This window comes from Niabella pedocola, assembly GCF_021044425.1.
In the GTDB taxonomy this organism is placed as follows: Bacteria; Bacteroidota; Bacteroidia; order Chitinophagales; family Chitinophagaceae; genus Niabella; species Niabella pedocola.
Genome location: NZ_JAJNEC010000005.1, coordinates 575,491 through 600,241, shown reverse-complemented (window position 1 = coordinate 600,241; position 24,751 = coordinate 575,491). Strand labels below are relative to the sequence as shown.

The window sequence follows — 24,751 nt, the reverse complement described above, 5'->3', positions numbered from 1 at the left end:
AATAGCAAAAAGTTTTAAAATGTTACACATACATCTGGTAAATTTTCGAAAAATGGTATAATTTATTGATAAACAATATTTAATGTTCCGGTATTGCTGCTTTTGCCATACACCGGGCAGTGCGGTGCTGTTGGTTTTTAAACAACGGCTGTTTTATTACCGGATATGGGATGAACAGATAAAAATCATTGGTTTATCTTTGTTCCTTATGGCCACAAGAGCGAAACAATTATTGCTGAAGTATGTAAATAAGGTTTGGAATGGTGTTGTAAATGTTGGAGTGCTGCCTGCTATGCCCTATGTAGAGTCCAGGCGGACCAAATTATTAAATCTGCTGGCGCTGCCCTGTATTCCTTTTATGATTTTCTATGCCATTGTTAATTTTATACAGGACCGGCCCGTTTTAGCCATATTAAACCTGGCAAATGCCCTTTCGGCCCTGATGGTATTTGCCATGCACCGATGGCGCATGTACCTGGGCGCACGGCTGGTGCTGATTGGAGCAAATCTGTTGATTTATACATTTACCGGCATGTTTTTTCACAACGGTGCGCAGTATTTCCTGCTGAACATACTCGTTATTGCCATTCTGGTAAATGATAACGTCCGGGTGGTGATAGGGCTGAGCCTGGTGATCATTGCTGCACACCTGTTCATTTTATTTTTTCCACAACCTGCTATTTTTGGTGCTCCTGTCCCGGAGGAAAGAGTTTGGAGTAATGTTGCCACCGCCTTGCTTTTTGTAATACTGGCCCTTTTCTTTTTTAAGTCTATACAGTCTGATTATGAACGCGAAATTGAAGGGCAGCGACATGCATTAACGGTTATGAACCGGGATAAGGAGCGGCTGTTTTCCGTGGTGGCACACGATATACGCAGCCCGATTGCAACGCTTGATGCGCTGCTGGAGCAGTTCAGGAGCGGTTTGCTGAACGGCGAAGAGATGCAGGCGGCCACTGCAGTGCTCCACGACCGGGTTTCGCAGTTGAGCGGCACACTGGATAACCTGTTGCGCTGGAGCGCCCGCGGGATGCAAGGCATACAAATGACGCCCCGAAATTTTCTGTTATTACCGCTGCTGGGAGAAGTAACGCGTTTCTTTGAGCCAGTTACACAACAGAAAAAGATCCAGACTGATATCCGGATTGGGGCGGATACAGTGCTATATGCAGACAGGGATCAGATTTCCGTAGTACTACGCAACCTGTTTAGCAACGCAGTTAAGTTCAGTTTTTCCGGTGGGAGCGTGAACATTACCGCTGAAGAACAGGATGATCAGGTAGCCATTATCATTACCGATCATGGGATGGGGATGGATGCGGAACGGTTAAAAAAAATGTTCCATGGTCCGCAGGATCCGGCTTACGGCACTGTTGGGGAACGGGGGGCGGGAGTTGGCTTGTTGCTCTGTACTGAATTTGTTCGCCAGAATAAAGGGATGATCGACGTGGAAAGTGCTCCCGGAAAAGGAACCCGCTTTACCGTATGGCTGCCGAAAGGCAGCAATGCCTGATCAACCTGCGGCTACGTACTGCCGGCTGATTCCGGTTTTTACAGATAATACCAGGGATTTCTTTTGGAAGAGTGAATGTAGTTTTTAACATTCTTAAAGAACGCCAGGATCATATAGATCAGGATGGGCGACCCCATCGTTAAAACAGAAGTATAAATAAAGTACTGCCGGATACGGCTGGGAGAAATGTTCATCCGGTTCCCGATGGAAGAGCAAACGCCGAATGCGTTCCATTCAACAAAACTTTTCAGACGATTCATAGTTAGTACTATCAAAATAGACAACGCAAAAATATTTATTCTTTCTGAATTCTGGATGTTTTTTGGGCCGGATATTAGAGATAGTCCGATATTTTTATTTCAATAGGCTGATTACGAATTTTTTGAGTATTGAATTAGGGGAATGACGAAGCAATCCGGTGTAAACCGGCCCGGAATGCGGGGCAATCGTAAGATTATTTTCAGCAATCCGCAGCTCGCCGGCTGACGGCCCGCGGCGCCCCTTTGAACGGCCGGGGTTAAATCAATATTACGGACAGGAATATCCTCCTAATCCTGTGATTTTAATCGGTAAAACCGTCAAAATTTTGTAAATTCGCGGCAATTCATTCACATCCAATTAAATGATTTTTTTATGGCATTTGATATTGACCTGATAAAGAAGGTTTACGCCGAATTTGAAGGAAAAGTAGCTGAGGCGCGTAAACTCGTGAACAAGCCTTTGACTTTTACCGAAAAAGTACTGTATGCGCACTTAACCACACCCGCTCAAAGGGCTTACCAGAGAGGCGTGGATTATGTGGATTTTGCTCCGGACAGGGTAGCGATGCAGGATGCAACTGCGCAAATGGCGCTGCTGCAGTTTATGCAAGCGGGCCGCGATAAGGTAGCGGTTCCTTCTACAGTGCATTGCGATCACCTCATTATGGCACAAACCGGTGCGGCGCAGGATCTGGCGGTGGCCAAGCAAGACAGCAGTGAAGTGTTTGATTTCCTGGCTTCGGTTTCTAATAAATACGGCATTGGCTTCTGGAAACCAGGTGCCGGGATCATTCACCAGGTAGTATTGGAAAACTATGCGTTTCCTGGCGGGATGATGATCGGAACAGATAGCCATACGGTAAATGCGGGCGGATTGGGAATGATTGCGATCGGCGTAGGCGGGGCAGATGCCTGCGATGTAATGTCGGGCCTTCCCTGGGAATTGAAAATGCCCAAACTAATCGGCGTAAAACTCACCGGGAAATTGAACGGATGGGCAGCGCCAAAGGATGTGATTTTGAAGGTAGCCGGAATTCTTACCGTAAAAGGAGGAACCGGTTGTATCGTAGAATATTTTGGAGAAGGTGCACAGGCATTGAGCTGCACCGGTAAGGGCACCATTTGTAACATGGGTGCTGAGATCGGGGCTACCACCTCTACCTTTGCTTATGATGACAGCATGAGCCGTTATCTGAAAGCAACCGGACGCGAAGATGTGGCAGCGGCTGCAGATGCTGTTAAGGAACAACTGACTGCCGATCCGGAAGTATATGCTAACCCGGAACAATATTTCGACCAGGTAATTGAAATCAACCTGGATGAACTGGAGCCGCATCTGAACGGACCCTTTACGCCGGACCTGGCAACACCCATTTCAAAAATGAAAGAAGCGGCTGCCGCAAACGAATGGCCTACAAAAGTAGAAGTGGGTTTGATCGGAAGCTGTACTAACTCGTCTTATGAAGATATCAGCCGCGCCGTATCCCTGGCAAAACAGGTGAATGAAAAAGGATTGAAAACAAAGGCCGAATTTACGATCACACCCGGATCCGAACAGGTACGCTATACCATCGAGCGGGACGGATTCCTGGATACTTTTGCCAGTATCGGGGCTACCGTATTCGCCAATGCCTGCGGTCCCTGTATTGGTATGTGGAACCGTTTGGGTGCAGACAAACAGGAGAAAAATACCATTGTACATTCGTTTAACCGGAACTTTGCTAAAAGAGCCGACGGTAACCCGAATACCTACGCATTTGTAGCGTCTCCGGAACTGGTAACGGCGCTGGCCATTGCGGGCGACCTCACGTTTAACCCGATTACAGATACCCTGGTAAATGAAAAAGGAGAAACGGTAAAACTGGATCCTCCAAGTGGTGAAGAGCTGCCGGCAAAAGGTTTTGCGGTAGATGACCCGGGTTACCAGGCACCTGCTGCAGATGGTTCCGGAGTGGAAGTAAAAGTAGCACCGGATAGCAAACGCCTTCAGCTGCTGGATCCGTTTCCTGAGTGGGAAGGTACAGATCTGAAAGGACTGAAATTGCTGATCAAGGCAAAAGGAAAATGTACAACCGATCATATTTCGATGGCCGGCCCCTGGTTGAAATTCCGCGGTCACCTGGATAATATTTCCAACAATCTGTTGATTGGTGCGGTTAACTATTTTAATGATAAGACCGATAATGTAAAGAACCAGTTAACTGGGGAGTATGGTGCGGTACCTGCTACACAGCGGGCATATAAAGCAGCGGGAATCGGTACCCTCATCGTGGGCGATGAAAACTACGGAGAAGGCAGCAGCCGGGAACATGCGGCCATGGAGCCCCGTCACCTGGGCGCCCGTGCGGTACTGGTAAAATCCTTTGCAAGGATCCACGAAACCAACCTGAAAAAGCAGGGAATGCTGGCACTGACCTTTGCCGATAAAGATGATTATGATAAGATCCAGGAAGATGACACTATCGATATCCTGGGACTTACCACGTTTGCACCCGATACACCGCTTACGCTGGTATTGCATCATAAAGACGGTACATCCGATGCGATCACGGTAAATCATTCGTACAATGCGCAGCAGATCGAATGGTTTAAAGCGGGGGCCGCATTGAACATCATCCGCAGAGAATTTGCTAATAAGCAGTAAATAAATTGCATACATAACAAAAGCCTGTAAGGGATCAATCCTTACAGGCTTTTTTAGTGTTAAAAGCTACGTTGCCTTTGAGTTTATATCGGTCCATTTTACAATATATTTTCAAGTTTTGGCTGGTTATATCCTTTATAATTGTCCAAAGTATAATAATTTTTCAAACTTTGGCTGATTATATTTTTTATAGTCAGCCATAATTATACTAATTTTATTGGGTTAAAACATTGATTCATGAATACGATCATCGGCAGATCGGAAGAACAAAAGATCCTTAACCGGTTACTCGCTTCCGGAAGACCGGAGCTGATTGCCGTGTATGGCCGCCGGAGAGTGGGAAAGACCTACCTGATCCGGGCATTGTTCAAAAAAGAAATGGTGTTTGAAATGTCGGGCATTCACGACGCAGCCTTAACGGATCAGCTAAGGAATTTTAGTATCGCTTTGGGAAAAGCCATTGCCAGCCCGGCTCCGCTGGCACCTCCCGATAATTGGATACAGGCATTTGCCTACCTGGATCAATACCTGCTGGATCTGCTTGACGGGAGCCGGCCTGCGGTACTTTTTTTTGATGAATTCCCGTGGATCCATACACCAAGATCTAACTTTCTTCAGGCCTTCGATCATTGGTGGAACAGCAGTGCCACAAAACGGCCGAACCTGAAAGTCATTATCTGCGGATCCGCTGCTTCCTGGATGATCGATAAGATCATTAACAACAAGAGTGGATTGCACAACCGGGTTACTCAACGGATCCGGTTGCTTCCTTTTACGCTGGGGGAAACCAGGGCTTACCTGCATTATCTGGGGGCTGCATTGGATCCTTATCAATTACTTCAGCTTTATATGGCGGTGGGCGGCATCCCGTATTATCTTCAAACGGTGTTACCGGGGGAAAGCGCTGTTCAGATCATTGACCGGCTTTGCTTTGACAAAGATGGGGTCCTGCGCAAGGAATTTGACAACCTGTACCAATCGCTGTTTGTAAATGCACAGCAGCATGAAAAAGTGGTACGTGCGTTGTCGCAGAAAGGAAAAGGACTTACCCGGGATGAAATCATTGCCACCTGCGGCCTTACAAGCGGCGGCACCACCAGCAAGCTGCTGCGGGAGCTGGAGGAATCGGGTTTTATTACACCCTATGTGCCATTTGGAAAAAATACCAATGATAGCATCTATAAACTGTCGGATGAGTATTCGATGTTTTATCTGAAATTTATAGAAGGTGCAAAAGCAACAGGTTCCGGATCCTGGTTAAGAAAAGGACACACGCCGGCATATAAAAGCTGGAGCGGGTTTGCCTTTGAAGCGGTTTGCCTGAAGCACGTTGCGCAGGTTAAAAAAGCATTGGGGATAGAGGGCGTGTTTACAGAAGCATCCGGATGGCGGTATCAGCCGCTGAAAGGAAATGCGGAAAAAGGAACACAGATCGACCTGCTCATTGACCGGCAGGATCATTGTATTAATATCTGCGAGATGAAATTTTCGGAAGATGTATTTGTTATTGATAAAAACTATGCAGGCGACTTAGATCACAAAGTGAATACGTTCCGGCGGATAACCCGTACCCGAAAAACCCTGTTCCTTACGTTGATTACAACTTATGGCGTGCAACCCAACGTTCATACCACCGGCCGCGTAATGGCGGAAGTAACAATGGATGCGTTGTTCCTGTAAACGATGATGCGGTACGCCTCCTGAGGTAATAGCCTGCTCCATGAAGCGTAACAGAGCCAAAAGCGATGGGGACCGGTATCCGGCAAAAAAAGCCCCGCAATAGTGCGGGGCCTAAATAAGGATGGGGGCATTTTATTGCAGATTCTCGTATACGTAAATCGGATCTACCGGGTTACTGCCTGGTGCAATGGTGTGCAGGGAATGCAGCTGCCCGTCGGCCAGGCCATAAACCCAGCCATGCAGCATGGGCGCCTGCCGTTCCTGCCAGGCTTTTTGAATGATGGAGGTCTTTGCCAGTTTTTCTACCTGCTCTTTTACATTCAGTTCCACCAGCCGGTTGGCCCTTGCTGTTTCGTCTTCGATGCCATTGAGCTCTTCTTTATGCTTGTAATAAACATCTTTGATAACACGGAGCCACATATTCAGCACCTGGTGAAAATCTCCGTTGCCCATGGCCGCTTTTACACCGCCGCATCCATAGTGGCCGCATACAATTACGTGCTTCACTTTCAGATGTGCCACGGCGTATTCCAAAACGCTGATCAGGTTAATATCCGTATGTACTACCAGGTTGGCAATATTGCGATGCACAAAGATCTCGCCGGATGTGGTACCGGTTACTTCGTTTGCCGGTACCCGGCTGTCGCTGCAGCCGATCCAAAGAAATTCCGGTTTCTGCGTTTCCGCCAGGTTATCAAAAAAATGCGGATCAATATCTAGTTTTGAGGAAGCCCACTCTTTATTATTCTGTAATAATTTTTCGTATGAGTTCATAATCTATCTATATTTTGAATGTCTTTTGTTTAAAGTTACTGCGGTTGAGATGCTAAGTTAGCCAATTCCGGCGTTGCTTCCGGTATCGCATCTTGTTTTGTGCTGGTGACCACTTTAGTATACGTTCTTCTTAAATGCCCATCCTTATTGTCGTTCGCCAGTATTTTATAGGAAAAACCATGATCAATAAAACCACTGGTTTCCAGTTGTACACTAATGTTTTTTAACGGAGCATGAATGATAAAGTCTTCAATCACTTCAACAATGTCCTTGTCGATATAATCGGCGCGCATGGCATCAATAATCACCTGGGCACCATCGGGTACCTTCTCCAGGTTTTGTTTAATAATGGCCTTATTCAGGAAGGAAACGTCTTTTCGCAGACGGAAAAGATACCGGGTATCATCCTTTACTACAAATACCGCTTTTCTGAAGTTCGAGCGGAACGCAAAGAACAGCCCCACACCAATTCCAACGATCACACCCTTCAGCAGGTCGGTTGCCAGGATGGCTACAATGGTGATCACAAACGGCAAAAACTGGTCCCATCCTTTTTTATAGTATAGCTTAAACAACGCCGGTTTAGCCAGTTTATATCCGGTAAAAATCAGGATGGCTGCCAATGCTGTCTTAGGAATCATGTTGAGCAGGAAGGGGATAAAAGCCACGGATCCCAACAGCAACAAGCCATGTAAAATGGTAGACATTTTTGTTCTGGCACCTGAGTTTACGTTTGCCGAAGAGCGTACAATAACGCTGGTAACGGGAATACCACCAAGTAATCCGGACACAATATTACCCACTCCCTGGGCTTTTAATTCCCGGTTGGTAGGGCTGGCACGCTGATAAGGATCCATGTCGTCAATGGCCTCCAGGCTTAACAGGCTTTCCAGGCTGGCAACCAGCGCAATAGTAAGGGCCAGCATCCACACCTGCGAATTCCAGATCGAGCTCCAGTCGGGACTTGTAAAGAACGACACAAACTCGCTGGCCGAATTGGCCATCGGGATCTTTACGAGGTAACTATCTGTTAATGCAGGCATCAGCCCGGTGCTGGCAAATAATGCATTTAAGCCTACACCAATAAAAACGATGAGCAAGGGGGCCGGAATCAGTTTGACGAATCCTTTTTTGCCTGCTACCAGTTTCTCCCATATAAAATGAAAGGCCAGGCAGATGGCACCGATCAGCAACGCTGCCGGGGTAATATGCGCAAAGGCTTTGAAGAAGTTGATGAAAATATTTCCTGTAGAAGCAATGGACTCTTCATCATTGGCGGGCAATGCTGATTTATCGCCAAGCAACTGCGGTACCTGGTTGATGATGAGGATCAGGCCAATGGCCGCCAGCATACCTTTGATAACGCTGTTGGGAATATAATCGCCGATGATGCCGGCTTTTGCAAAACCAAGGATCACCTGCATAACACCCGCTAATACCACTACCACCAGGAAAGCTTCAAACGACTGAAGCGTAATAATGGCGGAAGCAACGATGGCCGTAAGTCCTGCAGCAGGTCCGCTTACACTGAGCTGTGAACCGCTCAGGATACCTACAATGATACCACCACAAACACCTGCAATGATGCCGCTGAACAGCGGTGCATTCGAGGCTAATGCAACGCCCAGGCAAAGGGGCAGGGCTACCAGGAACACAACAACAGATGATGGGATATCAGCGGCCAGGCTCGAAAATATATTTTTTGATTTTGAATTTGTATTCATAAAATTATCATTAAAGAATGACCCGGCATGCTATTGCGATAGCAGGCAACAGGAGATCGGAAAAGGAATGTACAAAAGAGACCTGCCGGAATCAACGGATGATTGCAGCACAGATCAGCTTCCGGCAAAAAATACCGGAGTCCAAATGCTTAAAGTTGTGTGTTGGGAGGGGGGGCGTGTAATTCCGCATGGAACGCAATATACGTGCCTTCATGCGCGTGTAGGTAAGCGATGTCTTTTTGAAATTCAGTCAGGGAGAAGTCGTAAGCCCCGTGATGCAGGTATTCTTCCGTAATCGTTACGGTAGGATTGCCGGGTACTTTTTCCTCGGTGGTTCCGGCAAAGGGATTACTTTGATTTTTACCCTTAACCTCGGTTTGCTCAGTTAAATGAAGCTTGGCCTCATACACAAAAGGAAGGCTTACCGTAAGCCACAATAACGCAATGCCCAGCATAACCGCCAGGGCTTTGGATATTGTTTTATTGTATAGTAAGCCAGATATCATGTAGTGCAAAAGTAGTTGATTGCCTTTTCCCAGACAAGAAATCCGGAGAATATTACAATTCTTTAACGAAACGGTATGGCTAATGTACTGAGTGTTAGCAACGTAAGCGGGTTGTACAAAAGATCTAAGTACTGGCCTGCTCATACGCACCAATGTGCCCAGGAGTACCCGGAGCCCTGCCGTTTTCATGTGCTGCCGCTTCACCGTTATTGATGACCGGCATGCAGGCCGCACATCTATGGCGCACTACCGGTCCGAAGTGTTCCTGGAGTATTCGCCTTTGAGGGCATACCAGCCAAAGATCATCAACCCAATGGCAATCGGTAAAAAGATCGTGATAATAATCACCCAGATTACCGGGTTGTTGATATCCTTTTTACCGTTCGGATCTACATTATGGATGGCTCCGGCTATCAGAAAATAAATAACTACCGGGCCCAGTAATAACCATACGACGCCTAATATTTTTCTTATTGAGTTCATTGTATTGTTTTGAAAAAAAAGAATATTAATCGGTTACATCTTTATCGATCTTATTGGAGAGATAGATCAGCCCGATCGCAAAGCTTAAGGCAGCGATCCCGATGGGATACCACAATCCTACCAAGGGATCTGTAGTAAAAGTGGTTTGAAGTAAAACCCCGATAAAAGGGACCAGTCCTCCAAATACCCCGTTGCCGATATGATACGGTAGCGACATCGATGTGTACCGGATATGCACGGGAAATAATTCCACCAGGAAGGCCGCAATAGGACCGTATACCATGGTTACATAAAAGATCAGCAAAAATACCAGGCCTACAAATTTCCAGTAAACAGGCCTGGGCAATACCTTGTCCTTGATAAGTGGTTTCCCTTCGGAAATGGTTCCGGTGGCTACTTTCAGGGTGTCGGTCTGTTCCTTTATATATTTTGCTCCATTGGCTACTTCAATATGGGTAATGGTATGTATAAGCGAATCTGAAGTGTTGGCCAGCAGCTTCGATTCTTTCTGAACCTTGCTGTTGCTGAGCTCCGTTTTCCATTGATCGGTGCCGGCATCGTTCAGCAATGTATTAAAGATCGGGCGATAGGTGAGGATGCCCAGCAGCATTCCTGCAAGCATGATCCACTTGCGGCCGATCCTGTCGCTTAACCATCCAAAAACAATAAAGAAGGGTGTTGCCAGCAGGATGGCCCAGAGTAAAATAGAGCGGCTTTGCTCAAAATTAAGCGCCACTTTTGTTTCAAGGAAGCTTTGTGCATAAAACTGCCCGGTATACCAGATAACCCCCTGACCCATGGCAGCACCAAACAAGGCCAGCAGCACCATTTTAAAATTGGCTTTTTTCCGGAAGCTTTCCCTTAGCGGATTTTTAGCCACTTTTCCTTCGCTTTTTAAACGGGCAAACAAAGGCGACTCTTCCATTTTTAAACGGATATAAACCGATACCACTACCAGTATAATGGAGAACCAGAACGGGTAACGCCATCCGCCCCATTCGGCATTAAAGCGCTGATCACTCATGTTCATTTTTACAACCATAATTACACCCAATGCCAGAAATAATCCCAGTGTTGCGGTCGTTTGAATCCAGCTGGTATAAAAACCCCGTTTGCCCGGAGGCGCATGTTCTGCTACATAGGTAGCGGCACCGCCATATTCGCCGCCAAGGGCCAGGCCCTGCAGCAACCGCAACAACAGTACGATCAGCGGCGCGGCAATGCCAATAGTCTGGTATCCGGGTACCAATCCGATAAGGAATGTAGAGCCTCCCATTAAAACAAGTGTCAGCAGGAAGGTGGATTTCCTTCCCAGGAGATCACCCAGCCGTCCAAAAAACAGGGCACCGAAGGGCCGCACGATAAAGCCGGCGGCAAAAATGGCCAGGGTGCTTAGCAGGGCTGCAGTACTATTGCCTTCGGGGAAAAATTCAGTAGAAATGGTTTTGGCCAGCATGCCGAAAATGTAAAAGTCATACCATTCGATCATCGTACCCAATGACGAGGCGCCAATGACTTTACGAAGCACGCCTGCTTCACTCATTTGTTTCATGTAATTTTTGTTTTGTGCAATGAAATAAATACAATCGTTCGGTAACGCTACCGGTAACAGCTGTCAAGATAATATTTCTTTCAATAAAATATTAATAATTTTGAATAATTTTTATTGCCTATTTTTATTGCCCGAAAAAAAAACGTTTTAAGTTATGTCATATTCATTTCAGATAAAGACGATTGAGCAGTACCAGGAAGCGTATAAAAGAAGTGTGGAGGATCCCGAGGGATTTTGGTCCGAAGTGGCCGATACGTTTGAATGGAGAAAGAAGCAACCCTTCAGCAGCCGTGTGCTGGACTGGAATTTTGATGAACCAAAAATCAAGTGGTTTGAAGGTGCAAAACTGAACATTACTGAAAATTGTCTCGACCGCCATCTGAAAACATCAGGGGATACCCCGGCCATCATCTGGGAGCCCAACGATCCGAATGAAAAAGTAAGAACCCTTACCTATAAAGTATTGCATCGCAAAGTATGTGAATTTGCGCAGGTGCTGCGTAATAACGGCGTACGGAAAGGCGACCGTGTTTGTATCTATATGGGAATGATTCCCGAGCTGGTTATTGCCGTGCTGGCCTGTGCCCGTATCGGGGCTATCCACTCTGTGATCTTCGGCGGATTTTCTGCACAGAGTATTGCAGACCGGCTGGATGATGCAGGAGCAGAATATATTATTACGTGTGATGGAGCCTACAGGGGGGCAAAAGATATACCGTTAAAATCGATCATTGACGACGCCCTGGTGGGCAACAAAGTGGTAAAACGGGTTATTGTACATACCCGTACGCGCACCCCGGTAAGTATGATCAAAGGACGTGATGTATGGTGGCGCGATGAAGTGGAAGACGTAATTGAAACCATGCATGATGAAGTGCTGGCCATACCGGCAGAAGAAATGGATGCGGAAGATCCGTTATTCATCCTGTATACTTCCGGAAGTACCGGCAAGCCAAAGGGCGTGGTACATACCTGTGCCGGTTATATGCTTTGGACCACCTATACGTTTGTAAACGTATTCCAGTATCAGCCCCGGGATGTATTCTTTTGTACAGCGGATATCGGCTGGATCACCGGGCACAGTTACATCGCATACGGACCCTTATTATCCGGAGCCACCTGCCTGATGTTTGAAGGCGTGCCTACCTGGCCGGATGCGGGCCGGTTCTGGGAAATCGTAGACAAGCATAAAGTAAATATTTTGTATACGGCGCCCACTGCCATCCGGTCGCTGATGAGTTATGGACTGGATCCGCTGAAGGACAAGGATCTTTCATCCCTGAAAGTGCTGGGTACTGTGGGAGAGCCCATCAATGAAGAAGCCTGGCATTGGTATGATGAGCATATCGGCAAAAAGAAATGTCCGATCGTAGATACCTGGTGGCAAACCGAAACCGGTGGTATCCTGATCTCAAACCTGGCAGGTGTTACACCCGCGCGGCCCAGCTGGGCTACTCTGCCGCTTCCCGGTGTGCAGCCATTGCTGGTAGATGAAAAAGGAGTGGAGATCACCGAATTTACAGATGAAGTAATGAGCGGCAACTTATGTATGCGCGCTCCATGGCCGGGTATTTTAAGAACCACCTATGGTGATCATGAACGTTGCCGGCAAACCTATTTCAGTACTTATAAAGATCTTTACTTTACCGGCGATGGCGCCTGGAAAGATGAGCAGGGAAATTATAAGATTACCGGCCGTGTAGACGATGTGTTAAATGTAAGCGGCCACCGGCTGGGTACTGCGGAGGTAGAGAATGCGATCAATATGCATGCAAGTGTAATTGAGAGCGCGGTGGTAGGATATCCGCATGAGGTAAAAGGGCAGGGTGTATATGCCTACGTGGTGCTGGATGAAAAGCGACACAAAGATGAAGATGATCTTACAAGAAAAGATATACTGGCTACTGTAAGCCGCATCATCGGCCCGATTGCCAAACCGGATAAGATCCAGTTTGTAAGCGGGCTTCCCAAAACAAGAAGCGGCAAGATCATGCGGCGCATCCTGCGCAAAGTAGCAGAAGGTGAACTTTCTAACCTGGGGGATACAACTACATTACTGGATCCGGCGATTGTAGACGAGATCCGGGATGGGCGGCTCTAAGGCCGGGGTTCCCGATTTTTTTTCCGGGGCTGTTTTTGCAAACCAATGCAGAAACGGCCCCGTTTTATTTGGCCGGATGTATACAATAGCCTGCGCGGAGGACACCCCGTATCCTTAGCGGCCGTCCCGGGATGCATCCCGGATCACAAAAAAGAATGTTTGATCAGGCCAGAACCACCTTGATTCCTTTTTCCTGCAGGGAGAGCAGTGTTTTTTCGGAAATTTTTTTGTCGGTTACGATATATTCAACCTGGTCCAGGTTGCAGATCTTGCCCAATCCCCGCCGGTTAAATTTGGAGCTGTCAGCAAGCAGGATCAGCCGCTGAGAAACTTCGATCATCTTCCGGTTTAACGAGGCCTCCGAAATATTGGAAATGGAAACACCATGTTCCAGATCAATACCATCCACACCCAGGAATAAAAGATCGCAGGATATTTCTTCCAGTACCTGCAGCGCCTGGGTACCGGCCACCGATGAGGAGTTGGGGCGAATCAGTCCGCCCAGCTGCAATACCTCGATATTCGGCCGGTTATTCAGTTCCAATCCCACCTTCAGGGCCGGTGTAATGGCGGTCATTTTATGATCGGGGTATAACACCCGGGCCAGTTCAAAAACCGTGGATCCGGAGCCGATCATAATGGAATCGGTTTGCCCGATCAGCGGCAGGGCTGCTTTGGCGATCCGCCTTTTGGCATCCGCGTTGATCTGCTCTTTTTCATTGATCGGTTTGTCGATGGCATAGGGATTGGAAAGCGATCCTCCGCCCTTGGTGCGGAATAGCAGGTTTTTATCTTCCAGCATTTTAAGGTCCTTCCGGATTGTTACGCTGGATATATGAATTTCTTCTGCCAGGTCTAAAATGCTCACTTTCCCCTCTTTTTTGAGTTTATTGAGGATAAACTCGTGTCGTTCCGTAATATTCTTCATATCCAAGGATTCTGTAATGCAAAGAAATGAAAAAGAAGTGTATATAAAACGTTTTCGTTGATGTTTTATTTAACTTCTTAATTTTTTTTGATTTAATTTAGTTTAATTGTGTTTTATTTTATTTAAATTCGTTTCAAATTATTGCTATATGAATCAATTGAAAGATGAAACGAATTTCATCGGAAAAATGGGGCTTCCCCCCAACCTGGTATGGGGGTACCTGGGTATCCTCATCTTTATGATGGGCGATGGTGTGGAGCAGGGCTGGCTGAGCCCTTATCTGATCCATGACCGTGGGCTGACAATCGAACAGTCGGCAACGCTTTTCAGCGTGTACGGCCTTACCGTGGCCGTTTCCTCTTTTCTATCCGGCATACTCGCAGAGGGTATGGGGGTACGTAAGGCCATGTGGACAGGCTTTTTGCTTTTTGTGGCAGGCACGTTCGGATTTGTAGGATTGGGTCTTAAAGACCTGGATTTTAGCATGATGTTGTTGACCTACGCCATCCGCGGATTTGGTTACCCGCTGTTTGCTTACACGTTTCTGGTGTGGATTACGTACCGGACGCCGCAAAATAAGCTCGGCACTGCCGTTGGATGGTTCTGGTTTGTGTTTACCGGGGGGCTCAATGTTTTTGGCGCTTATTATTCCAGCTGGGCCATTAACCGGCTGGGGCATATCAATACCCTGTGGACCTCACTTTTCTGGGTATCGCTGGGCGCCTTGTTTGCATTGCTGATCAACGGCGACCGGATCAAAAAAACAGGAACACAGGATAAACTTCGGGAACTGGCGGATAGCATCAAGATAGCTGTTAACGAACCAAAGGTTTTTTTAGGCGGTATCGTGCGTACCATCAATACTACGGCCCAGTTTGCGTTTCCCGTGTTTATGCCTATTTATTTTGAAAAATATGGTTTCACCACTGCCGATTGGTTAAAGATCTGGGGCACCATTTTTACGGCCAATATTATTTTCAATCTCATATTCGGGTTTGTAGGCGACCGGTTTGGATGGCGCCGGACCATTTCGCTTTTCGGAGGCGTTGGTTGTGGTATCACCACCCTGTTGTTCTATTATTCCCCGCAACTATTTAATGGCAGCTTTGCCATGGTGTTGCTCTGCGGTGTGTTGTGGGGCGCGCTGCTGGCGGGCTATGTACCGCTTTCGGCATTGGTACCTTCATTAGTGCCTAAGGGAAAGGGTGCCGCCATGGCATTCCTGAACCTTGGTGCCGGCCTTTCCGTATTTGCAGGTCCTTTCATTGTTCGGCTCTTTATCGGCCCGGCCGGAAACGCCGGTGTGATCTGGATACTGGCGATCCTGTACTTTATCAGCGCCATACTTACAAAATTTATAACCCTGCCGAAAAAGGAGGCATCGCCGCAGCTTGATCCGGCATTGGAAACGGAATTGTCTAAGCGCTAGCCCATGCCCCGGCATGGATACGGGCTATAGCAACAGCCGCTCATCAACTATTTAACAAGTACTAAATTGATATATGAATATTTTAATTACAGCGCCGTATAACGAGGCTGGACGCAGGGAACTGGAGTCCTGCCTCGGAACGGTTATTTACAAGGTTTGGAAAGAGAACGGGCGCGCGTTTAATGCCGAAGAGCTGAACCGGTTACTGAACGAAACACAGGCGGATGCGTTGATCACCGAGCACGACGAAGTAACGGAAGCCGTGATCCGCCAGCATCCGCAGCTGAAGTTTATTGGTGTATGTCGCGGAACCCCCTCTAATGTTGCCGTGAAAACGGCTGCAGAGTTGGGAATTGAAGTATTTCACACACCGGCCAGGAACGCACAGGCGGTGGCAGAATTATTTATAGCCAACGTAATTACGTTTTTGCGGAAGACCCTGCCCGCCGTAGAATGGTTAAAACAACGGAACTGGCAAAAAGGTGCGCATGCCTCCTATTTACAGTTCAAAGGTAATGAGCTGGCAGGCAAAACCATCGGTATGGTGGGCTTTGGAGCGGTAGGGCAGCGGATCGCGGCCCTGGTACAGGCATTTCCCTGTGCGATAAAATTTTATGATCCTTATCAGGACGCACCGGAACCGGCATATGAGCGTACCAGTCTTGAAACGGTTTTTGAAACCTGCGATATCGTTTCCATACACCTGCCGGTAAATGCTTCTACGATTGGCATGATCGGCAAAAAGCTGATCGACAAAATGAAGCCGGGGGCTATCTTTATCAATACAGCAAGGGCCAGTGTGGTAGATCGCAACGCGTTGCTGGATGCAATCGAAAATAAAAGGATCCGTGGGGCCATCCTGGATGTGTTTGATCATGAGCCTCCGGATGCGATCGATTACCGGCTGATCGATCATCCGAACGTACTGGCTACACCGCATACTGCCGGAGCAACGGATGAAGTGGAAGATCATCATGTTACGATCCTTAATGAAAAATTATTGAACTGGGCAAAGAACCATTCGGCCAAATCATTACATTTATCCAATCAGTAACAATGGCTTTAACAAACGCACATCTTATCATCGACTTCGGCACCGGCAACCTGCGCGCGGCAGTGATCTCCGTTAACGGCGCCGTTTTAGGAGTGGCCCGCGAGGATATTCCCTACATACGGGATACCCGGTACGCGGATTCCATTTATTTTGATCCGCAGGTATTATGGGAGCGGATCCTGGAATTGACCACAACCGCGCTGAAACAGGCCGGGTCCGTACACATTCTGGCGATTACGGCAACCAGCCAGCGCGAGGGGATCGTTGTACTGGATCCTGCAGGTGAGCCGGTTGTGGGGATGCCGAATATTGATCATCGCGGACGAGACTGGGAATCGCTTATTGCCGATAAAGAACAGGTGTACCGGTTAGCGGGACGTTATCCCACTTCTTTATTTTCTGCATTCAAGTTGGTTGGACTGCGGGAAGGCAGAAAGGAATGGTGGCAGCAACTGGATACGTTTCTCAGCATCAGCGACTGGATCGAATATATGTTCTGCGGTGTGGAGCACTATGAACATTCGCAGGCATCCGAAACCCTACTCTATGATGTGGACCAAAAGGCCTGGTCGGAATCGCTGTGCACATTATTTTCATTCCCGCTTTCATTATTGCCACCATTGATGCATTCCGGAACCATACTCGGAAAGATCCGACAGCCGCTTGCTGAAGCCCTGTCGATCGATCCGGAGGCAAAAGTGATCGTAGGTGGTGCCGATACACAGCTGGCGGTACTTAGCACCCGTGCACATGCAGGCGATACGGTGATTGTGTCCGGTACCACAACCCCGATCATAAAATTGTCTGCATCCTATGATCTGGATGCGCAACAACGCACCTGGACCGGAAGATATATTGACGCGGATAGCTATATGGTGGAAGCGAATGCGGGGGTGACCGGGTTGAACTATCAGCGGCTGAAAAAAATATTTTACCCCAACGAAGGCTATGAGGTCATTGAAGAAGAGCTACGGTCCGTTACGGATTTTCAATGTGTGGCCTCATTGGGATCGTTGGTAGCGGATGAAAAAAAGCCCCTGGTTAAGGGCGGTTTTATTTTCAACACACCGGTAAACCATGAGCTGTCCAGGGCCGGTATGGTTTGGGCTACACTGTGGGATATCGCCTGCAGTATTTTTGAAAATTACAAAACATTGGTTTCGGTTACGCCCAATGAGCAATCGTATATCTGGACCTGCGGTGGTGGTATGGAAAGCAAAATGCTCCGGCAGTTTATCGCAGACTTAACCGGCAAGGAGGTCCGTATCCGCGATCATTACCGGCATGCTTCGGTTGTGGGAGGCATGATGATCTGTAATTCGGCGCTGGGCATTGCTACAGCACAAACGGATGTATATGAACAGGTGCTGCCTACAGGAACAACGCATACGCATTTTTATGATAGCTGGAAAGCGCACCGGGAGTTATTAAAGAAGATTTTTTAGATGAGTAGTGCATTTTTTATTGGAATTGATCTGGGTACGCAGGGGTTGCGTGTGGTAGTGCTGGATACGAAGGGCACTATTGTGGCCAGTGCAGAACAAGGATTCGCGTTGTCACCGCAATTGCGCATGGAGCAGGATCCGGATGAATGGTGGACGATCTGCCAGGCGTGCCTGGCGAAAGCTGTTGGTCAGCTGCTGCCGGAACAACGGGCCCGGGTACTTGCAATAGCCGTTGATTCTACCTCGGGTACGGTTGTTCCCATGGACAATGCGTACCGGCCACTACACTCTGCCATTATGTACAGTGATCAGCGTTCCGGTATGCAGGCAAAAAAATGTACGGCTGCGGCGCAGCAATACCATCCGCAGGGATTTACCGGCTTCAGCACCTCCACCGGGTTGGCCAAAATGGTTTGGTTTGCTGAAACCTTCCCGGAAAAAGCCGCGCATATTTTTCAATGGATCCATGCCGCAGATTTTATTACCGGTAAGCTGTGTGATGTATGGAATGTTACGGACTATACCAATGTACTCAAATCGGGATATGATCTGTCGTTGCTGAAATGGCCGGATTACATCAGCGATATACTCGGTATAAAAAAAGAATGGTTGCAGGAAGTACAGCCATCCGGAACGGTGATCGGAAAACTGACGGCGGGTTTGGTCCGTAGTTTGGGGCTTCCGGATCAGGTGGCAGTTACTACCGGTATCACGGATGGCTGTGCGTCGCAGGTGGCGTCGGGTGCTATGAAGCCGGGGCAGTGGAATACGACCATTGGTACCACCCTTGTTATAAAAGGCGTATCTGTAAAAGAAATAAACGATCCGTTAAACCGGTTATATAACCACCGGCATCCGGCCGGTTACTGGATGCCAGGCGGCGCAGGAAATATTGGTGCAGACTGGGTTTCAGCGGGGTTTAAGGCGGACCTGGTACATTACAATGAAGCGGCAGCGGCTTTAACACCAACAGGACAAATTGCCTACCCGTTGATCCAGAAGGGAGAGCGGTTCCCCTTTGTGGCGCCGGAAGCGCAGGGCTTTGGGCCGGATGCTGTAACGAAGGAAATACTATACACTGCCAACATGGAGGGGGTGGCATTTGCGGAACGGTATGCCTATGAAATGATCCAGGCGCTTTCGGGAGAAGGCGTGGAAGCCATTTATACGGCGGGAGGCGCCAGCAACAGCGATACCTGGTTACAGATCCGCAGTGATGTGTTGCAAAAGCCGGTTTGTAAAATGAAATATATATCGGGTGCCGTAGGTGCCGCCATCGTTGCGGCGTCCACTACCTGTTTCAATGATATTACGGAGGCAACGGCCGCGCTCACGCAGGCAGAAAAATGGGTAACACCAAGAGCCGGCCTGAAACAGCCGTATGATGATCAATATGGCCGGTTCCTGAATGCAATGGAGGAACGGAAATTTATAGGAGCATAACCGTGAAGCGGTTTTGAACCATCCGGTTCCTGTAACGGCTTCATGATTCCCGGGAAATTTTCTGCAAAAAAATAAACTAACTTCAGATCGTATAAATAAAAAAAGATGCTAAAAGTGATTTTATTGCGGCATGGTGAAACGGCATATAATGCTGATGGGAACCGGTATTGCGGCAGAACGGATATCGGACTTACAGAAAAAGGAATAGCACAGGCAACCAAGGTGTCTGAGGCACTAAGAGGAGTAACGGTGGATGCGGTTTACGCGTCGCCTTTGCAACGTGCCCGCACAACGGCAGCCATCGCCTCCGGTAATCAGGATGTTGTCACCGACGAACGGTTAATAGAAGCAGATTTCGGCTTGTGGGAGGGGAAAACGAAAGAGGAATTCAATGCGGAAAATCCTGCATTCTGGACACAATGGATGGACAACCCTGAAACGGCAAGAGCCGGCGGTACGGGTGAAACCGGCGGTGAAATTGTAAGACGGGTGAGTGATTTTTTTGAAGAGCTGCACCGCAAACATAACGGGCAACTGGTAATGGTGGTGGCGCATAATGGTATTAACCGGTTATACCTGGCGGCAAAACTGGGCATGCCGTTATCGAACTACCGTCGCTTCGATATGGAAAATTCCGCCTTATCTTATTTTGAACTGGATGATAAGGATGTATTGACGCTTAAAAAATTAAATGCAACGGCATTATAGCCGTTACCCGAAATGAGCTTCACGGCTGATACCGGAGCGATCACGCAGGCACATAGTCACCGGCAGGAAGCGTACTTTGGAAAAACGGATGGCCTTTTGAATTGTAGTTGTATTCCGGACGCGGATTCCGGGAAGTACTTTTAATTTTCAGATTCGAAATAATAATCAATATAGCAATGAATATCCGGAATGCATGGCCACTCTGCTTCGTCATTTTTGTTTTATGGAGTTGTAAAACGGTTCAGAAAACGCAGTCCTCCGAAAGCGGAAAGGAAGCATTTTCAATAAAGGATCTTCCCCGCCGCATTTACCGGGAGGAAGGCAACTTCCATGTACAGGGTGTGGTGGTTGATATTAAAAGGGGCTATGTATATTTTTCATTTACAACAAGCCTGGTAAAGACCAATCTAAAAGGTGAGGTTATTGGAAGTGTAGACGGGTTTATCGGGCATCTTGGCTGTTTGGATGTGAACCCCGACGACGGACGGATCTATGCTTCGCTGGAGTACAAAAATGACAACATCGGTAAAGGGATCTTAAAGGGGCTTGGAACCGCTGCAAAAAATCCGGGTGAAGAAAGCTCTTTTTATATTGCCATTTTCGACGGGGAAAAGATCACCCGGCCGGGTATGAGCGCAGAAAAAGATGATATCATTCATACGGTATATCTGAAAGAAGTGGCCGATGATTATAAGGCAACCGTAATGAACCGGGGTAAGCAGGTGGAACACCGGTACGGATGCAGTGGAATCGATGGTATTGCATTTGGTCCTCAGTTTGGACAAAAACAGGGCAGGAACTTTTTGAACCTGGCGTATGGCATATACGGCGACACTGCCCGCACCGACAATGATTACCAGGTGATCCTGCAATACGATGCCAACAGCCTCCGACAGTACGAACGCCCGCTGTTGCAAAATGGATTTAATAAAACAGGACCGGCGCAACCGCTGAACAAGTATTTTATTTATACGGGGAACAGTTCTTATGGAATTCAGAATTTAGAATACGATGCAAACACAGGGTATTGGTTTGCGGCTGTTTATGCCGGGAAAAAGGCAGCGTTTCCCAATTACAGCCTGTTTGCAATAGATGGCACTAAAGGCCCGGTGTTACAGGTACTAAAGGGATTTGACAGCGGGGAAAAGGGCCGGGTGCTGCAATTGGCCACGGCCGGCAACTATGATCAAAAAACGGGTGTGTATGGCTGGTACTACCCCTGGGGGGCTACCGGTTTGCATGCATTGGGTAATGGGTATTTTTATATTTCTCAAAACGGGATCACTAAGGGCAAAAAACAATATTGTGATCTCCGGTTGTATCGCTGGACGGGGCAGGATGCCGCTCCGTTTGAAGAAGTGAAATAACAGTTGTTTTATGCAATCCTAAAGGATCTGTACAGATCTGGTATCCGGTATGCCGTGCAGCGTACCTGTATCAGGCATCCGGGAACCGATACCCGGTATTCGTTTATACGCCTCAATCTAAATAACAATGTCTTTAAAAAGAAGAAGTTTTCTAAAGATCAGCGGGCTGGCAGGTTTTCACACGGTGTTCGTACATCCGCTGCCACTGGTTGCCATGAGCGGTACCAGTACAGACGATGCTTTGTTTAAAAGTTTTGTGCACCCACCTGAAACGGCCCGTTCTTCCTGCTACTGGTGGTGGTTTAACGGGTTGGTGGACGAGGAGGGGATCCGGAGAGACCTGGAAGCATTTAAGGCAAAGGGTATGGGTGGTGTACTAATGGTGAATTCGTCTGACGGACTTGGTGGTGCGCGCATCCCGAAAGGGGCTGCATTCCTTTCAGAAGAATGGAAGGCGCTCTATCGCTTTGCCATGAAAGAGGCCAAACGCCTCAATATCGAAGTAGGTATTAATCTCAGCTCAGGCTGGTGTATGGGCGGTCCCTGGATCCAACCGGAAAATTCCGGACGCTGGTACCTGCAATCCACCATGGAACTCAAAGGTCCACAGCAATTTAATGGAAAGGTGCCGCTGCCGGGCAACCGGGTGGGGTATGATAAAGTATTTAACCCGCCCGGGTATAAGGAGTATATTGATCTTCCTTTAACCCGGCTGGATTACCGGGATACGTCGGTTGTGGCCATCCGTACTTCAGGAAAGGAACACAAAATAACGGGCAGCCATGCAACGTTACTGGAAGCAAAAACCAACCGGAAAGACGCCAGTAATTTTGCAAAATCATTCGAGATCACAGATCCTGTTCAAACACCCTGGAGCAACAACACGAACGATGCCGCTGTTCCTTTATCAGATGTCATTGATCTTACAGGAAAGATGGACGCAACCGGCCAATTGCGTTGGGAGGTGCCGCCGGGCACCTGGACGGTTGTACGTACGGGACACCGGATGACGGGATCGAAGCTGATGATTGCGCAGCCGGAGGCGGACGGATTGTCCATTGACTGGTTTGATAAAAAAGGAGTGGAGCTTCAGTTTGCACACCTGGGAAAAATATTCATTGAGGAGGCCGCAAAAGTGGGGGCGAAGCCGGCCTATTTTTGCGATGATAGTTTTGAGGACGGATTCCCTAACTGGACCCCGCAGATCCTTGAAAAATTCCGGCACTATCGCGGCTACGATGCCACGCCCTACCTGCCGGTATTATCGGGTTATCTGATCGGCAGCGCTGATATATCTGACCGGTTTTTAAATGATTACCGCCGTACCATTGCCGACTGCATGGCCGATGAACATTATGGGTATTTTGCAGCGCTTTGCCACCAGCAGGGTATGCTGGTACAAAACGAAGCCGCCGGTCCCAGCCGGTCGGGAACAATTTGTATCGACGGATTAAAAAACCTGGGCCGCAGCGATCTGCCTGCAGGTGAATTCTGGCTGGCACCGAAACATGAAGACCAGGAGAATCTTACCGATGATAAATCCTATGGGGTATCGCGGTTGGATTTCGGACAGAATAAGGTAACAAAGATGGTGGCCTCCGCCGCCCATATCTATGGCCGGAAACTAGTGTCTGCAGAGGCTTTTACCAGTTTCCGGCACTGGACGGATTACCCCGGCTCCCTGAAGCAGGCACTGGACCGGGCTTTTTGTGAGGGCATCAACCGCATTATGATCCATACGTCTACGGCCACCAGACCCAGGGATGGATTGCCGGGTTACGAGTATGGTGCCGGTACGCATTTTAATCCCAATGTAACCTGGTGGGAATTTTCCGCGCCCTTCTTTTCATATGTGGCACGCAGTCAGCATTTATTGCGGGCGGGGCATTTTGTAGCCGACGTGTTGTTCTATAACGGGGATATTGCTCCCAATCTTGTGGCGCAAAAACATATACCTGCTGCACTGGGCAAGGGATATGATTATGATGTGTGCAATACCGAAGTATTGCTGGAGCGGTTGCGGGTGCGCGGTGGCAACCTGGTACTGCCCGATGGGATGCAATACCGCATGCTCGTATTGCCGGAAAGTAGCCGTATGCCGGTAGCCGTTTTGAAAAAAATAAAGACGCTTCTGGAACAAGGCGCTCTGGTAATGGGAGCACCACCGGAAACCGACACCGGTTTAACTAATTATCCGCAATGCGATAACCTAATTCAACAGCTGTCAAAAGAATTATGGAAAACACCTGCAGGCGATAAGGGTATAGGCATTGGCAAAGGACGCCTGTTTTATCCCGGATCCATACGCACGGTATTAAAAGATACCGGCTGTATGCCGGATTTTGAGGCTGCCAATAATAATGCCTGGATCGATTTTATCCATCGTACCACGGAAGACGCCGAGATCTATTTTATCACCAACCGGAAAAAAGAAAGCATACAAAGCGATTGCCTGTTCCGTGTAAGCGGGCGTCAGCCGGAACTCTGGGATCCGGTATCAGGAAAGCGATGCATCCCGTTGTACCGGCAGGAAAACGGGCGTACCAGAATAGCGCTGAGCCTGGATGTGTTCCAGTCTGTATTTGTTGTGTTCCCGAAGGTAAAGGCTAAAGGACTTTTGGCGAGCTCGCCCAATGTATGGCAGCCGACCGGATCCTTTCGGCGGGTTCAGGAGCTTACGGGTCCCTGGGAACTGCAGTTTAACCCCGAATGGGGCGGACCTGCGGCCATTCGTTTTGATACCCTGCAGGATTGGAGCACGCACCCGGATCCCGGCATTCGCTATTACTCGGGAAAAGCGGTTTATCGTAAACCGTTTTCTTTTCATGATGTTCTGCCCGCCGGATCCGTATTCCTGGAACTGGGTGTTGTAAAAAACATCTGCCGGGTTTGGCTGAACGGTGCAGACCTGGGCATTGTATGGACAGCGCCCTGGCGGGTGGAAGTGACCGGTAAATTGAAACGCGGTGTCAATGATCTCCGTATTGAAGTGATCAATCTCTGGCCCAACCGGCTGATCGGGGATGTGGCGCTGGCACCCGAACAGCGGAGAACCAAGACCAATATCGCGTTTAAAAAAGAAGATCCGCTGTTGCCTTCCGGGTTGTTAGGACCGGTAGCAATTACCGCGTTTACCTGAT

General features: G+C 48.2%; 18 protein-coding genes. 11 read left to right on the top strand and 7 right to left on the bottom strand.

From position 1 onward, the window contains the following. The first annotated feature begins 82 nt into the window (after positions 1-82). Positions 83-1,513 carry a sensor histidine kinase gene (locus LQ567_RS10115; RefSeq protein WP_231004385.1) on the top strand — a complete coding sequence of 477 codons (1,431 nt, stop codon included), beginning with the start codon at positions 83-85 and terminating at the stop codon, positions 1,511-1,513. Positions 1,514-1,551: 38 nt separating this feature from the next. Here LQ567_RS10115 and LQ567_RS10110 read toward each other — a convergent pair whose 3' ends face one another. Next, positions 1,552-1,773, bottom strand: a complete 222-nt coding sequence (locus tag LQ567_RS10110) for a PspC domain-containing protein (protein WP_090393376.1) — start codon at positions 1,771-1,773, stop codon at positions 1,552-1,554. A gap of 373 nt (positions 1,774-2,146) precedes the next feature. On the opposite strand from LQ567_RS10110, the gene LQ567_RS10105 reads away from it, so the two are divergent. Both LQ567_RS10105 and LQ567_RS10100 read left to right on the top strand, forming a co-directional pair. After that, positions 2,147-4,417 (top strand): aconitate hydratase, encoded by a 2,271-nt coding sequence (locus LQ567_RS10105; RefSeq protein WP_231004384.1) that lies wholly within the window; start codon positions 2,147-2,149, stop codon positions 4,415-4,417. Positions 4,418-4,654: 237 nt separating this feature from the next. Then, positions 4,655-6,097 carry an AAA family ATPase gene (locus tag LQ567_RS10100; RefSeq protein ID WP_231004383.1) on the top strand — a complete coding sequence of 481 codons (1,443 nt, stop codon included), beginning with the start codon at positions 4,655-4,657 and terminating at the stop codon, positions 6,095-6,097. A 132-nt stretch (positions 6,098-6,229) separates the two neighbouring features. Here LQ567_RS10100 and LQ567_RS10095 read toward each other — a convergent pair whose 3' ends face one another. The 5 genes from LQ567_RS10095 to LQ567_RS10075 form a co-directional block, all read right to left on the bottom strand. After that, on the bottom strand, positions 6,230-6,871 hold the full coding sequence (locus LQ567_RS10095; protein WP_231004382.1) for a carbonic anhydrase: 642 nt from the start codon (positions 6,869-6,871) through the stop codon (positions 6,230-6,232). A gap of 35 nt (positions 6,872-6,906) precedes the next feature. Continuing rightward, positions 6,907-8,595: a SulP family inorganic anion transporter gene (locus LQ567_RS10090; protein WP_231004381.1), complete on the bottom strand. Its 1,689-nt coding sequence runs from the start codon at positions 8,593-8,595 to the stop codon at positions 6,907-6,909. A 149-nt stretch (positions 8,596-8,744) separates the two neighbouring features. After that, the gene (locus LQ567_RS10085; protein ID WP_231004380.1) at positions 8,745-9,101 is read right to left on the bottom strand and encodes a hypothetical protein; all 357 of its coding nucleotides are present in this window, start codon (positions 9,099-9,101) and stop codon (positions 8,745-8,747) included. 246 nt (positions 9,102-9,347) lie between these two features. Next, positions 9,348-9,584, bottom strand: coding sequence for a DUF6814 family protein (locus tag LQ567_RS10080; protein ID WP_231004379.1), 237 nt, complete (start codon positions 9,582-9,584; stop codon positions 9,348-9,350). A 25-nt stretch (positions 9,585-9,609) separates the two neighbouring features. Further along, the gene (locus tag LQ567_RS10075; protein WP_231004378.1) at positions 9,610-11,136 is read right to left on the bottom strand and encodes an MFS transporter; all 1,527 of its coding nucleotides are present in this window, start codon (positions 11,134-11,136) and stop codon (positions 9,610-9,612) included. A 154-nt stretch (positions 11,137-11,290) separates the two neighbouring features. Between LQ567_RS10075 and acs the strand changes: the two genes are divergently transcribed. Beyond that, the gene (acs, locus tag LQ567_RS10070) at positions 11,291-13,237 is read left to right on the top strand and encodes an acetate--CoA ligase (RefSeq protein ID WP_231004377.1); all 1,947 of its coding nucleotides are present in this window, start codon (positions 11,291-11,293) and stop codon (positions 13,235-13,237) included. A 163-nt stretch (positions 13,238-13,400) separates the two neighbouring features. Here the strand turns inward: acs and LQ567_RS10065 are convergent, their stop codons facing one another. After that, a complete protein-coding gene (locus LQ567_RS10065; RefSeq protein ID WP_231004376.1) occupies positions 13,401-14,165 on the bottom strand; it encodes a DeoR/GlpR family DNA-binding transcription regulator in 765 nt (254 codons plus the stop codon). A 148-nt stretch (positions 14,166-14,313) separates the two neighbouring features. Between LQ567_RS10065 and LQ567_RS10060 the strand changes: the two genes are divergently transcribed. The 7 genes from LQ567_RS10060 to LQ567_RS10030 all read left to right on the top strand — a co-directional run bounded on the left by LQ567_RS10060 (position 14,314) and on the right by LQ567_RS10030 (position 24,750). After that, positions 14,314-15,594: an MFS transporter gene (locus LQ567_RS10060; RefSeq protein ID WP_231004375.1), complete on the top strand. Its 1,281-nt coding sequence runs from the start codon at positions 14,314-14,316 to the stop codon at positions 15,592-15,594. 73 nt (positions 15,595-15,667) lie between these two features. Next, positions 15,668-16,648, top strand: coding sequence for a 2-hydroxyacid dehydrogenase (locus tag LQ567_RS10055; RefSeq protein ID WP_231004374.1), 981 nt, complete (start codon positions 15,668-15,670; stop codon positions 16,646-16,648). A gap of 2 nt (positions 16,649-16,650) precedes the next feature. Next, entirely contained in the window at positions 16,651-18,093 is a 1,443-nt protein-coding gene (locus LQ567_RS10050; protein ID WP_231004373.1) for an FGGY-family carbohydrate kinase, read from the top strand. Further along, complete coding sequence (locus LQ567_RS10045; protein ID WP_231004372.1) at positions 18,094-19,536, top strand: FGGY-family carbohydrate kinase; 1,443 nt, start codon at positions 18,094-18,096, stop codon at positions 19,534-19,536. It begins immediately after the preceding gene. A gap of 105 nt (positions 19,537-19,641) precedes the next feature. Next, positions 19,642-20,244: a histidine phosphatase family protein gene (locus LQ567_RS10040; protein ID WP_231004371.1), complete on the top strand. Its 603-nt coding sequence runs from the start codon at positions 19,642-19,644 to the stop codon at positions 20,242-20,244. A 176-nt stretch (positions 20,245-20,420) separates the two neighbouring features. Further along, positions 20,421-21,611, top strand: coding sequence for a hypothetical protein (locus tag LQ567_RS10035; RefSeq protein ID WP_231004370.1), 1,191 nt, complete (start codon positions 20,421-20,423; stop codon positions 21,609-21,611). A 127-nt stretch (positions 21,612-21,738) separates the two neighbouring features. Further along, positions 21,739-24,750: a glycosyl hydrolase gene (locus LQ567_RS10030; protein WP_231004369.1), complete on the top strand. Its 3,012-nt coding sequence runs from the start codon at positions 21,739-21,741 to the stop codon at positions 24,748-24,750. Position 24,751 lies beyond the last annotated feature (1 nt).

Excerpts from the sequence above, each read along its gene's own strand:
- LQ567_RS10115 (WP_231004385.1), top strand. The coding sequence starts at position 83 with ATGTTCCGGTATTGCTGCTTTTGCCATACACCGGGCAGTGCGGTGCTG.
- LQ567_RS10110 (WP_090393376.1), bottom strand. The coding sequence starts at position 1,773 with ATGAATCGTCTGAAAAGTTTTGTTGAATGGAACGCATTCGGCGTTTGC.
- LQ567_RS10105 (WP_231004384.1), top strand. The coding sequence starts at position 2,147 with ATGGCATTTGATATTGACCTGATAAAGAAGGTTTACGCCGAATTTGAA.
- LQ567_RS10100 (WP_231004383.1), top strand. The coding sequence starts at position 4,655 with ATGAATACGATCATCGGCAGATCGGAAGAACAAAAGATCCTTAACCGG.
- LQ567_RS10095 (WP_231004382.1), bottom strand. The coding sequence starts at position 6,871 with ATGAACTCATACGAAAAATTATTACAGAATAATAAAGAGTGGGCTTCC.
- LQ567_RS10090 (WP_231004381.1), bottom strand. The coding sequence starts at position 8,595 with ATGAATACAAATTCAAAATCAAAAAATATATTTTCGAGCCTGGCCGCT.
- LQ567_RS10085 (WP_231004380.1), bottom strand. The coding sequence starts at position 9,101 with ATGATATCTGGCTTACTATACAATAAAACAATATCCAAAGCCCTGGCG.
- LQ567_RS10080 (WP_231004379.1), bottom strand. The coding sequence starts at position 9,584 with ATGAACTCAATAAGAAAAATATTAGGCGTCGTATGGTTATTACTGGGC.
- LQ567_RS10075 (WP_231004378.1), bottom strand. The coding sequence starts at position 11,136 with ATGAAACAAATGAGTGAAGCAGGCGTGCTTCGTAAAGTCATTGGCGCC.
- acs (WP_231004377.1), top strand. The coding sequence starts at position 11,291 with ATGTCATATTCATTTCAGATAAAGACGATTGAGCAGTACCAGGAAGCG.
- LQ567_RS10065 (WP_231004376.1), bottom strand. The coding sequence starts at position 14,165 with ATGAAGAATATTACGGAACGACACGAGTTTATCCTCAATAAACTCAAA.
- LQ567_RS10060 (WP_231004375.1), top strand. The coding sequence starts at position 14,314 with ATGAATCAATTGAAAGATGAAACGAATTTCATCGGAAAAATGGGGCTT.
- LQ567_RS10055 (WP_231004374.1), top strand. The coding sequence starts at position 15,668 with ATGAATATTTTAATTACAGCGCCGTATAACGAGGCTGGACGCAGGGAA.
- LQ567_RS10050 (WP_231004373.1), top strand. The coding sequence starts at position 16,651 with ATGGCTTTAACAAACGCACATCTTATCATCGACTTCGGCACCGGCAAC.
- LQ567_RS10045 (WP_231004372.1), top strand. The coding sequence starts at position 18,094 with ATGAGTAGTGCATTTTTTATTGGAATTGATCTGGGTACGCAGGGGTTG.
- LQ567_RS10040 (WP_231004371.1), top strand. The coding sequence starts at position 19,642 with ATGCTAAAAGTGATTTTATTGCGGCATGGTGAAACGGCATATAATGCT.
- LQ567_RS10035 (WP_231004370.1), top strand. The coding sequence starts at position 20,421 with ATGAATATCCGGAATGCATGGCCACTCTGCTTCGTCATTTTTGTTTTA.
- LQ567_RS10030 (WP_231004369.1), top strand. The coding sequence starts at position 21,739 with ATGTCTTTAAAAAGAAGAAGTTTTCTAAAGATCAGCGGGCTGGCAGGT.